Source organism: Blastococcus mobilis (assembly GCF_900188025.1).
Taxonomy (GTDB): Bacteria; Actinomycetota; Actinomycetes; order Mycobacteriales; family Geodermatophilaceae; genus Blastococcus_B; species Blastococcus_B mobilis.
On sequence record NZ_FZNO01000010.1, the window covers coordinates 157041 to 167984 of the forward strand.

Sequence of the window (10944 nt, forward strand, 5' to 3'; positions counted from 1 at the left end):
GTCCGTGCGCCCGGAGGACCCCCGTCCGGGAGCGTCCGTACGCCGGGCTCAGCCGAGATCGCCACCGGCGACGGGCAGGACGGTCCCGGTGATGTACGAGGCCTCCTCCGACGCCAGGAAGGTGATCGCTGCGGCCTGCTCGTCCAGGGTCCCGTAGCGCTTCATCAGCGACGACTCCACCGTCTGGTCGACGATCGTCTGGTACCAGGCCTTCTCGGTCTCGGTCTGGGGCGCGGGACCGCGCGGGGTGCGGCGCGGGGGCGCGTCCGTCCCGCCGGGAGCGGTGGCGACGACACGCACGCCGTGTGGTGCCATCTCGAGGGCCAGGGCGGTGGTGATGGCGTTCACCCCGCCCTTGGCCGCGGCGTACGGGAGCCGGTTGAGGCCCCGGGTGGCCACCGACGACACGTTGACGATCGTGCCGCGGCCCCGTTCGACCATGTGCGGCACCACCGCCCGGCAGCACCACAGCGTGGGCCACAGGGACCGGTTGATCTCCGCCTGGATCTGGTCCGGCGGGTAGTGCTCGAACGGCTTGGCCCAGATCGTCCCGCCCACGGCGTGAACGGCGACGTCGATGCGGCCGAACCGCGCCAGCGCGGCCTCCACGACCGCGGACGCGCCCTCCCAGGTCTCCAGGTCGGCGACCACCGGGACCGCCTCGGCACCCGGATGGGTCAGCTCGCCGGCCAGGTCGCGCACGAGCTCCGCCCGATCGGCCAGGACGAGCGCGCCTCCTTCAGCGCTGATCCGGCGGGCCGTCCGTTCGCCGATGCCCTGCCCCGCGCCGGTCACCAGGACCACCTGGCCGGCGAACCGACCCGGGGTGATGAACCGGGGACGGCGGCTCTCGGCCCGGTCGTGCATCGCCCGGCGGGTGGTCTCCTTCGACCGCTCCGCGTGCTCGGTGATGAGGGTGCGGGCGCGCTCGCGGTCGCCGTCGCGGAAGGCCTCGACGATGTCCAGGTGGTCCTGCGCGCACCGCGGGTGCACCCATGTGGCCGAGCGCAGTGACTCCTCCATGTGCCCCTTCACGCCGAGGGCCTGGTAGGCGCGCAACAGGTGCTCGTTGCCGGTGAGGGAGAACAGGTAGTCGTGGAAGGCGGCGTTGGCCTCGGTGTAGGCCGCCGCGTCGACGAACCGGTCGCCCTCGACGTAGGGCACGGTGGCCTCGGCCAGCACCCGGTAGCCGACGAGCTGCTGGTGCGTGAGGCGACCGATGGTGAGCTCGAACGCGCCGAGCTCCAACGCCCGGCGGGCGTCGAAGAGGGCATCGGACTCGTGCACCGACGGGTGCTCCTCACCGATCTCGTACCCGTCGGCCGTGATCGAGTAGCCGCCTGCGGTCACCGCCGGTTCGATCTCGGCGTCCACCCGGTCGGCCGACGCCTCGGGCGCCGGCGGGGTGAGCTGCTCCAGCGCCACCTCGGGCAGCATCTCCTGCCCGGCGACGGCGCGGGCACCGACGGCGAGCACGAGGTCGTCGGCGTCGTCCACGGGCAGGACGTCACCGGTGGGGAACGGTTCCCCCACCTGCTGCCCCGCCACCTGCCACATGTCCGCCGGTGATTCGGCACGCGGCCCGGCGACGTCCGTGCCGAGGGGCGGCAGCTCCACCGCCGGGAACAGGGCCTGCCCGGCCGACGTCCGGCCCTCCCGGCCGTCCAGGACCAGCAGCTCGGCGACGGTGTCCGGGACGACGACCGGCACCGGCGGCGGCTCGGGAGCGACCGCCTCGGCGCCCGGCACGACCGCCTCGGGCTCCGGTTCGACGACCTCCTCGGCGGCCTCGGTCGGGACCGCAGCCAGCGCGAATTTCTCGTAGTAGAAGCCCGAGGGCGTCACCCCGAGCCCGGCGACGTGCGTGCGGACCCCCTCCACCATGGGCGGCGGGCCGCAGAGGTACACCGCGGCGTCGCCGTCGTGCAGGTGCTCGGGGCCCATCAGGCCGGTGACGTAGCCCTGGTTGGGTGCCGTCGTCGTGGGGTCGGCGACGCAGTAGTCCCAGGTGAGCCCGTCGATGGCGCCCGCCAGCTGCTCGATGGCCTCCAGCTCGACCAGGTCGTCGTCGGTGGTGACCCCGTAGAGGAGGTGCATCTGCCGGTCGCTGCGGTTGCCCTCCAGCGTGCGCAGGATGGACAGGATCGGCGCCAGCCCGGTGCCACCCGCCAGGAGCAGCAGCGGCGCGTCGGACTCGCGCAGGAAGAAGCTCCCGTGCGGTCCGGTGAAGGTGATCTCGTCACCGACCCGGGCACGCTCGTCCAGGTACGTGGACATGACGCCACCGGGTGTCAGCTTCACGAGGAAAGTCAGTGCCTCGTCCTGCGGGGCGCTGCTGAAGGAGTACGAGCGTGACTCCGCGGTTCCGGGGACGGCGATGTTGACGTACTGCCCGGGGAGGAACGTCAGGGCGTCCCGGTCGTCGATCTCGACGGCGAGGCCGACCGTGGTCGGGGAGAGCCGGTCCAGCGCGGTGATGCGACCGCGGTGGGTGGCGGCGCTCGTCTTGGCCACGGCCGAGGTCGTCGGGATCTGCAGGACCAGGTCCGACCGCGGCTTCATGCTGCAGGGCAGCACGTAGCCGGTGGCGGCCTCGTCGGCCGAGAGCGCGTCCTCGAGATAGCTGCCCCCGTCGAACTCACCGGACTCGCAGAGCGACTTGCAGGTCCCGCAGGCGCCGTCACGGCAGTCCAGCGGGATGTTGATCCGCGCCCGGTAGGAGGCGTCGGCGACGGTCTGGTCCTCCCGGCAGGTGATGAACCGGGTGACCCCGTCCTCGAACGCCAGTGCAACGCGATGGTCCATGGGAGATCGCTCCCCGGCTCAGAGGTGGTAGACGTCGACGACGTGGTGGATGTAGTCGTTCTTCAGCACCACGGTCTTGCGACGGATGAGGGGCGCGGGCCCGGAGAAGTCGATCGTGTAGAACGACGTCCCGTAGTAGGGGTCCACGGTCTTGTACCGGAAGTACATCGTGTGCCAGTTGAAGCGGATGTCGACCAGGTCGCCGCGGCGCTCGATGACCTCGACGTTGGTGATGTTGTGACTGGTGCGCGGCTCGGGCAGTGACGTCGCGCTGGAGCGCTCGGTGCGGATCCGGAAGACGCGGTCCTCCAGGCCCCCCTTGTTCGGGTAGTAGATGAGCGACATCTCCCGGCGCGGGTCCTCGGTGAGCCGGTCGTCGTCGGCCCACGACGGCATCCAGAAGACGACGTCATCGGCGTAGCACTCCAGCCACTTCTCGAACTCGCGGTCGTCGAGGTACCGGGCCTCGCGGTAGAGGAACTGCTCGATCATGTTCTGGGTGATGAGCTTCCCGCCCGCGGGCGCTGCCGGAACCGGGGGGTGCACGGGATCGTGCGTGGCGGTCATGACGGTCAGCCCTTCGTGGTCGCGGCGGCCGCGCCGGCCTGCTTCTCGAGTGCGGCACGCATGGTCTGCAGCCAGTAGCCGTGCTGGATCGGGTAGAGCCCCTCGTCCTCGTTGCGCTGGCCCGCGGAGATGACGCCGTCCATGCCGAGGGACGTGGCGACCTCGTCCGGCCCGTTGAGCCAGTGCTCGGCACCGCGGCTCATGTCGTTCCAGGGCGCGGCGGTGGCCCGGAAGGTGAGCTGGCAGGAGCGGAACTCCTCCAGGTCGTCCGGGGTGGCCATGCCGGAGGCGTTGAAGAAGTCCTCGTACTGGCGGATCCGGTGCTCGCGGGCCTCGGCGCTCTCGCCCTTGGGCGCGATGCAGTAGATGGTCACCTCGGTCTGATCGGGCGCGATCGGCCGGAAGTGCCGGATCTGGGTGCTGAACTGGTCCATCAGGTAGACGTTCGGGTAGAGGCACAGGTTGCGGGAGCCCTTGACCATGAACTCGCCCTTGGCCTCGCCGAACTGGGCCTTGAGCTGGTCCATGCGGTCCCACAGCGGGCGGTCCTGGGGGTTGGCCGCCCAGGTCCACAGGCACAGGTGCCCGTTGGGGTAGGACCAGTAGCCGCCGCCGGACTTGCCCCAGCCGCCGGCGTCCAGGGCCTTGGTCGTGTTCTTCGACTCGCCGGTGCTGCGTCGGGAGGTCGTGGCCGCGTAGTTCCAGTGGGTCGCGCTGACGTGGTAGCCGTCGGCGCCGTTCTCGGCCTGCACCTTCCAGTTGCCGTCGTAGGTGTAGGTCGAGGAGCCGCGCAGCACCTCCAGCCCCTCCGGCGACTGGTCGACGAGCATGTCGATGACCTTGGTGGTGTCACCGAGGTGCTCGGCGAGCGTGCTCACGTCGGGGTTGAGGCTGCCGAAGAGGAACCCGCGGTAGCTGTCGAACCGCGCGACCTTGACCAGGTCGTGCGAGCCGTCCTTGTTGAAGCTGGCCGGGTAGCCGGCGCCGTCGGGGTCCTTGACCTTGAGCAGGGCGCCGTCGTTGCGGAACGTCCAGCCGTGGAACGGGCAGGTCAACGTCATGCGGTTGTCCGTCTTGCGGCGGCAGAGCATCGCGCCACGGTGCGCACAGGCGTTGATGAGGCAGTGCAGCTCACCGCTCTTGTCGCGGGTGATGACGACCGGCTGACGGCCGATGAAGGTGGTGAAGTAGTCCCCGGGGTTCGGAACCTGGCTCTCGTGCGCGAGGTAGACCCAGTTGCCCTCGAAGATGTGGGTCATCTCCAGCTCGAATATCTCCTCGTCGGTGAAGATCCGACGGTTGGCGCGGTAGATCCCGGCCTCGGGGTCGTCGATGACGGCGTCGGTGAGGACGTCGCGGAGCTGGGTGGCATCGACTGTCATGGCGGGCCTCCGGTCCAGTGGGCGGTTCATCGGTGTGCGCTCACACCACTGTCGGGTGACCCGGGTCACGTCCGCGTCGGCAATGTGCCTAGTCCCGACCAGGGGCTTTTCCAGAGGCCTCTCGTCTGAATCCAGCCGAACTCGGTCTTTGTGCATACATGGCACCGCCCCTATGTTGGGCGCGTCACAGCAGGTGCATGGGCCCCACCCCGGGAGCCGGCACTGATCGACGGAGGAGGGCATGTGGAGATCCGCCAGCTGCACTACTTCGTCACCGTGGCCCGGACCCGGCACTTCGGGCGAGCGGCCGATCGTCTGCACATGGCCCAGTCCCCGCTGTCCCAGGCCATCCGGCAGCTGGAGGCCCAGCTCGGAGTCACCCTGTTCACCCGGACGACGAGACGGGTCGAGCTCACGCCCGCCGGCGAGGCCCTCCTGCAGGACGCCGAACGCATCATCGACTCGATCGAGGCGGCGCGGACGCGGGTCCAGCTCGTCGGCGCCGGCAGCACCGGCCTGCTCCGCGTCGGGTCGACCGGGCTGGCGGCCCTCCGCCAGCTTCCCCAGCTGGCCCGGATCGCCGCCCGGGAGGTACCCGGCCTGGTGCTGCGGTTCCGGCCCGACCTGCTCACCCCGGCCCAGGAGGCCGCGCTCGAGGAGGACCGGATCGACCTCGCCGTGCTCCGGCCACCGCTGCGCCGCGCGGGGCTGTCGTCCCGGCTGATCACCCGGGAGCGCGTGGTCCTCGCCGTACCCGGCAGCCACCGTCTCGCCGGTGAGGAGCCGGTCGGGCTGGCCGAGCTGCGGGACGAGGACTTCGTCGTCTACGGCGTCGAGGGCTCCGTCGTCGACACCGTCGTGACCCAGGCCTGTCTCACCGCCGGCTTCCTGCCGCGGCGCACCCACCAGGCCCCGGAGACCTCGATCATGCTCACGCTCGTCGCGGCCGGCTTCGGGGTGGCGCTGCTCCCCGAGTCAGCCGCGGCCCTGCACGTCGAAGGGATCCGCTTCGTGCCCGTCGCCGATGACGTGTCCATCGACCTGGCGCTCGCCTGGCGCCGCGACGACGCCTCTCCGGCGCTGGCCCGGCTGCTCCGAGCCTTGGAGGCCAACGGCTTCATCACACCTGATGTGGACCTCCCGCCCCCGGATGCAGACCTCGACGTCCCCATGGGAGGAACCCGGTGAAGATCCTTCGGATCGAGGCGATCCCCTTCGCGATCCCGTACAACAAGCCCCTCCGCTTCGCCAGCGGCGAGGTGCGCGTCGCCGACCACGTGCTGGTCCGCGTGCACACGGACGACGGCGTGGTCGGCGTCGCCGAGGCGCCCCCGCGCCCCTACACCTATGGCGAGACCCAGGAATCGATCGTCGCGGTGGTCGACAAGGTGTTCGCTCCGCAACTGACCGGGCTGACCCTGCTCGACCGGGAGGCCGTGCACGCGCGGCTGGACCGCACCGTCGGCAACCCGGCCGCCAAGGCGGCGATCGACATGGCGCTGTGGGATGCCCTGGGCCGAAGCCTCGGCCTGTCGGTGTCGCAGCTGCTCGGTGGATGGACCGACCGCATGCGGGTCTCGCACATGGTCGGTTTCGCGCCTGATGCCGAGATGGTCGCCGAGGCCGAGCGGGTCCGCGACACCTACGGCATCCGCACGTTCAAGGTGAAGGTCGGTCGGCGTCCGGTCGACCTCGACGTGGGCGCCTGTCGCGCCCTGCGGGAGGCACTGGGCCCGGACGTGGAGCTCTACGTGGACGGCAACCGGGGCTGGACGCCGTCGGAGGCGGCTCGTGCCCTCGACGCGATGGCGGACCTCGGCCTGACACTGTCCGAGGAGCTCTGCCCGGCCGACGACGTCCTGGGCCGACGGTGGCTCACGTCGCGGACGTCGGTGCCGACCGTGGCCGACGAGAGCGCGACGACGCCCGGCCAGGTGACCCGCGAGCTGCTGGACGGCGCGGCCACCATGATCAGCATCAAGACGGCCCGCACCGGGTTCACCACCTCGCAGCGGATCCTGCACCAGTGCGAGGGCCTCGGGGTCGAGGTCGTCATGGGCAACCAGATCGACGGCCAGGTCGGCACCGCCTGCAGCGTGGCCTTCGGCGCCGCCCACCGCAGCTCGTCCCGCCGGGCCGGCGAGCTGTCGAACTTCCTGGACATGAGCGACGACCTGCTCACCGAGCCGCTGGAGATCTCCGGCGGTGAGCTCGCCGTCCGTCCGGGACCGGGGATCGGCATCGAGATCGACCCCGGCAAGCTCGCGCACCACCGCCGGGACCGCTGACGCGGTCCTCCGCTCCCCCATCCTGACGACAGAGGAGACCACCATGAGTGCACCCACCGCCCCCAGCCCCTCCGCGGCCGGCTCCGGCCGCAACGCCACCGAGCGCTTCGCCCAGAAACAGCGCAACGTCGCCACCGTCGACCACGCCCGCGTGTCGGCCATCGCCACCGACGCCATCCAGGCCCTGCACGAGGTCATCCGCAAGCACCGCGTCGACTACGCCGAGTACGACGCGCTCAAGGCATGGCTGATCCGCGTGGGCGAGGACGGCGAGTGGCCGCTGTTCCTGGACGTGTGGGTCGAGCACGTCGTCGAGGAGGTCGTCAACGCCGACCGCAAGGGCGCCACCGGCACCATCGAGGGCCCGTACTACATCCCGGGCTCGCCGGAGTTCCGCAGCGAGGCCACCCTGCCGATGCGCGACGGCGAGAAGGGGACCCCGTTCGTCTTCCAGGGCACCGTCACCGACCTCGACGGCGGGCCGCTGGAGGACGCCCGCGTCGAGCTGTGGCACGCCGACGACGACGGCTACTACTCCCAGTTCGCACCGGGCATCCCGGAGTGGAACCTGCGGGGCACGGTCCTCACCGGGCCCGACGGCCGGTTCACGTTCCACACGATCAAGCCCGCGCCCTACCAGATCCCGACCGACGGCTCCTGCGGTGCGCTGATCGCGGCGGCCGGCTGGCACGCGTGGCGCCCGGCGCACCTGCACCTGAAGGTGTCGGCGCCCGGCAAGCAGCTGGTCACCACCCAGCTGTACTTCGAGGGCGGCGAACACGTCCAGGACGACGTCGCCCAGGCCGTGAAGCCCGAGCTGATCCTGCGCCCGACCCCGGCTGCCTCGGGCGCCGGCGAGGAGGTCACCTACGACTTCGCGCTGGACCCCGAGGCGTGAGTCACCTGTACGCGGTGCGGATGGACGTCGCGCTGCCGCCGGACATGGACCCGGCGGCACGCGACGACCTCCTCGCCCGAGAGAAGGCCTACTCCCAGCGCTGGCAGCGCTCGGGCCACTGGCCCCACATCTGGCGGTGCGTCGGGCAGTACGCCAACCTCAGCATCTTCGCCGTCGACAGCAACGAGCAGCTCCACCAGATCCTCTGGGGCCTGCCGCTGTTCCCCTACATGAGCATCACGGTCACGCCGCTGTCCCCGCACCCGTCGGACATCGCGCAGGACCCGGCGCAGAGCGACACCGCGCAGGACGGCGCAGCGCTGGATCCGGCATCCCGCGGCTCCGCGGCAGCTGACCCGTCCTACGACTGAACCCAGCACCACCGCACGACCCGCACCACTGCGCCACCCGACCGCCCGGCGTCCTCATCTCCGCTCGGCGCACCTCCCTCCCCCACCCGTGGCGACGTCGTTCGCCGGGTGCCCCCTGCCCTGCCACGGCCACGGGCCGTCCCCGAGCCAGGGCCCGTCCCGAGGAGAACAGCAGTGGCATCAACCCCGCAGGACGGAGCCGTTCGACAGGACGCGCTCCGTCGCAGGTCGGTCACCTGGATCGTCGCGTTGGCCACGGTCGGCCTGGTCTTCGACGGCTACGACCTGGTCGTCTACGGGACCGTCGTCCCCCTGTTCCTGCGCGACCCCGGTCAGATAGGTGAGGTGACGCCCGCGCTGGCCGGGGTGCTGGGCAGCTACGCGCTCATCGGCGTCCTCGTCGGCGCCCTGCTGGCCGGTAGCGTCGCCGACGTCATCGGCCGGCGGAAGGTCATGCTCACCGCCTACGCCTGGTTCTCCGTCGGGATGGCCCTCACCGCGCTGGCGACGAGCACGACGACCTTCGGCCTGCTCCGCTTCGTCACCGGCATCGGGGTCGGCGCGCTGGTCGCCACCACCGGGGCGCTGGTCGCCGAGTTCGCGCCCGCGGGGAAGAAGAACCTCGCCAACGCAATCACCTACTCCGGGGTGCCGCTGGGCAGCCTGCTCGCCGCCCTGCTGGCCATCCTGTTGCTGGACGTCATCGGCTGGCGGGGCATGTTCCTGATCGGCGCCCTCCCGCTGCTGACGCTGCTCCCCCTGGCTTTCCTCAAGATGCCCGAGTCGCCGGCCTGGCTGGCGTCGCGGGGGCGCCTCGAGGAGGCGCGTGCCGTTGCCACGCGGACCGGGGTGTCGTTCGCCGTACCGCCCACCGAGGACCCCCGGGGCACCGACCCGGCGGTCGAGGGCCGCGCCGGCTTCGCCGGGCTGGCCGGCCGCACCTACCTGCTGCCGACCCTGCTGCTGGGCCTGCTCAGCGCGACCGGTCTTCTGCTGGTCTACGCGCTCAACACCTGGCTGCCCGAGCTGATGGGCCGCGCCGGGTTCTCCACCAACGGGTCGCTGGCCTTCCTGCTGGTGCTCAACGGCGGCGCGGTGCTCGGCGCGCTGGCCGCCTCCCGGTTCGCCGACCGGTTCGGGCCCAAGCCCGTGGTGGCCGCGTCCTTCGCGCTGGGTGCAGCGGCGATCGCGCTGCTCACCGTTGGCCTCCCGCTGGGCGTGCTCCTGGCGTTCGTGGCGCTCGTGGGGCTGGGGACGAGCGGGACGCAGATCCTCATCTACGGCTTCGTCGCGACCTACTATCGAACGAACGTGCGCAGCGCGGGTGTCGCCTGGTGCGCCGGATTCGGCCATCTCGGCGGCATCGGCGGTCCGCTCATCGGTGGCCTGCTCGTCGCCTCCGGCATCGCGCTCAACTCCATCTTCTACGTGTTGACCGCCCTGGCCGTCCTCGGCGCTCTGCTCACCCTGCTCGTGCCGACGGCGGACGCCCGGCACGCGCAGGCTGCCCGCCGGACGGCGCCGGCCCGGCTCGCCATGGAGCCGGGCGGCCTGCTCGCCCGCAGGGCCGAGTAGCGGGGCCACCGCCGCGACCGCGGAGGCGCTGCGACAGGGCCTGGTCATTCCAATGGCAGAGGCATGCGCACGCGTCCTGGGACTGGCCGCGACGACCGATGGCGGATACGGGTTCAGCCCCAAGCGCGTCCAGAAGTGGCTGGGGCACGCGCGGTTCAGGACCACCACGGACACCTACGTCCACGAGCCCTGCGAGGACGACGACCACGTCCGCATGGAGACCCGCCGCCCTTCGGAGCGGAAGGCGGCGTAGGCGGCGCAACAGAGGGGCTGGCTGCCCAGACACCCGGCCCCTCCTCCTTGCACGTGCAGCCAACATGCTGGAAGGCCATCGGCCGGGCGCGATCCGTCGGCGGCACCACGTCTGACCCGATTGTCGGCTAGCGGGACCGACGAAACCGTGAGAAGAAGCCGCCGGCCGGTCGCCTGGTCTCCTGGTCATGCCCTGAGCACCGTTGCCCGGCGGGTACCCCTCGCATCACCTGGTCCACGTGCTGCCCGCACCCGGCCCACGTGGTCTTGCCGCAGGTCTTGCAGGTCACCGCTCGACACATCCGTCCTTCTCCTTGCTCCTCGAGTGCGATCGCGAGAGCACGGCCACGCGCGACAGGACTGATCCCGGCGTCCCGCTGCGTCCTCGCGCCAGCCAATATACCCCCCCGGGTATTTGCCGCGAACCACTGACGAGCTGACGTGATCCCCGAGATCGACCAGAACGCCTTCGCCGCCCGGCTCGCTGAGGGCGGCAGCCTCGTCGTGGACGTCCGCGAGGCCCGCGAGTACCGCCCCGGTCACGTGCCGGGCGCGACGACCTGCCGCTGAGCGTGCTGCCGGCGCGGCTGCCGGAGCTGCCGAAGAACCGGCCGGTCTACGTGATCTGCCAGGCCGGTGGGCGCAGCGCGCAGGCCACTGCGCTGATGCGTGCGGTCGGCATCGACGCCATCAGCGTCACCGGTCATCGCCATGAAGTCCTTCGCCGGGCTCGCCGGCTACCTGGCCACCGTGTCGATCGACTGGGCCCTGACCGGAGCCATCACCGTGGCCGCCGTCGTCGGCAG

Annotated in this window: 10 protein-coding genes and 1 pseudogene; 7 read left to right on the forward strand and 4 right to left on the reverse strand. The window is 71.3% G+C overall.

The window, feature by feature from the left end:
• Positions 1 to 48: 48 nt before the first annotated feature.
• From benC to benA, 3 genes are read right to left on the reverse strand one after another with little or no spacing between them, the layout of a single operon-like run.
• Positions 49 to 2805: a benzoate 1,2-dioxygenase electron transfer component BenC gene (benC, locus tag CHB94_RS11215; RefSeq protein ID WP_089336645.1), complete on the reverse strand. Its 2757-nt coding sequence runs from the start codon at positions 2803 to 2805 to the stop codon at positions 49 to 51.
• An 18-nt stretch (positions 2806 to 2823) separates the two neighbouring features.
• Complete coding sequence (gene benB / locus CHB94_RS11220; protein ID WP_089336646.1) at positions 2824 to 3372, reverse strand: benzoate 1,2-dioxygenase small subunit; 549 nt, start codon at positions 3370 to 3372, stop codon at positions 2824 to 2826.
• A 5-nt stretch (positions 3373 to 3377) separates the two neighbouring features.
• Positions 3378 to 4754 (reverse strand): benzoate 1,2-dioxygenase large subunit, encoded by a 1377-nt coding sequence (benA, locus tag CHB94_RS11225; protein ID WP_089336647.1) that lies wholly within the window; start codon positions 4752 to 4754, stop codon positions 3378 to 3380.
• 243 nt (positions 4755 to 4997) lie between these two features.
• Between benA and CHB94_RS11230 the strand changes: the two genes are divergently transcribed.
• The 6 genes from CHB94_RS11230 (at position 4998) to CHB94_RS11255 (ending at position 10139) form a co-directional block, all read left to right on the forward strand.
• A complete protein-coding gene (locus CHB94_RS11230) occupies positions 4998 to 5942 on the forward strand; it encodes a LysR substrate-binding domain-containing protein (protein ID WP_089336648.1) in 945 nt (314 codons plus the stop codon).
• Positions 5939 to 7042, forward strand: a complete 1104-nt coding sequence (locus CHB94_RS11235; protein WP_089336649.1) for a mandelate racemase/muconate lactonizing enzyme family protein — start codon at positions 5939 to 5941, stop codon at positions 7040 to 7042. The genes CHB94_RS11230 and CHB94_RS11235 overlap by 4 nt, the downstream gene beginning before the upstream one ends.
• Before the next feature lie 43 nt (positions 7043 to 7085).
• Positions 7086 to 7940, forward strand: a complete 855-nt coding sequence (gene catA / locus CHB94_RS11240) for a catechol 1,2-dioxygenase (RefSeq protein ID WP_089336650.1) — start codon at positions 7086 to 7088, stop codon at positions 7938 to 7940.
• Positions 7937 to 8311, forward strand: coding sequence for a muconolactone Delta-isomerase (gene catC, locus CHB94_RS11245; protein ID WP_254920577.1), 375 nt, complete (start codon positions 7937 to 7939; stop codon positions 8309 to 8311). Before catA ends, catC begins: the two co-directional genes overlap by 4 nt.
• A gap of 174 nt (positions 8312 to 8485) precedes the next feature.
• Positions 8486 to 9886 carry an MFS transporter gene (locus tag CHB94_RS11250; protein ID WP_089336651.1) on the forward strand — a complete coding sequence of 467 codons (1401 nt, stop codon included), beginning with the start codon at positions 8486 to 8488 and terminating at the stop codon, positions 9884 to 9886.
• Between the two features lie 52 nt (positions 9887 to 9938).
• Positions 9939 to 10139 carry a hypothetical protein gene (locus tag CHB94_RS11255; protein ID WP_089336652.1) on the forward strand — a complete coding sequence of 67 codons (201 nt, stop codon included), beginning with the start codon at positions 9939 to 9941 and terminating at the stop codon, positions 10137 to 10139.
• Between the two features lie 127 nt (positions 10140 to 10266).
• On the opposite strand, the gene CHB94_RS27020 is transcribed toward CHB94_RS11255, so the two are convergent.
• A complete protein-coding gene (locus tag CHB94_RS27020) occupies positions 10267 to 10440 on the reverse strand; it encodes a DUF8730 family Cys-rich protein (protein WP_089336653.1) in 174 nt (57 codons plus the stop codon).
• A gap of 202 nt (positions 10441 to 10642) precedes the next feature.
• Here CHB94_RS27020 and CHB94_RS26720 point away from each other — a divergent pair.
• Positions 10643 to 10944 (forward strand): annotated as a pseudogene (locus CHB94_RS26720) (rhodanese-like domain-containing protein); the annotation flags it as partial.

Coding starts and splice junctions, on each gene's coding strand:
- benC (WP_089336645.1), bottom strand. CDS start 2,805: ATGGACCATCGCGTTGCACTGGCGTTCGAGGACGGGGTCACCCGGTTC.
- benB (WP_089336646.1), bottom strand. CDS start 3,372: ATGACCGCCACGCACGATCCCGTGCACCCCCCGGTTCCGGCAGCGCCC.
- benA (WP_089336647.1), bottom strand. CDS start 4,754: ATGACAGTCGATGCCACCCAGCTCCGCGACGTCCTCACCGACGCCGTC.
- catA (WP_089336650.1), top strand. CDS start 7,086: ATGAGTGCACCCACCGCCCCCAGCCCCTCCGCGGCCGGCTCCGGCCGC.
- CHB94_RS11255 (WP_089336652.1), top strand. CDS start 9,939: ATGGCAGAGGCATGCGCACGCGTCCTGGGACTGGCCGCGACGACCGAT.
- CHB94_RS27020 (WP_089336653.1), bottom strand. CDS start 10,440: ATGTGTCGAGCGGTGACCTGCAAGACCTGCGGCAAGACCACGTGGGCC.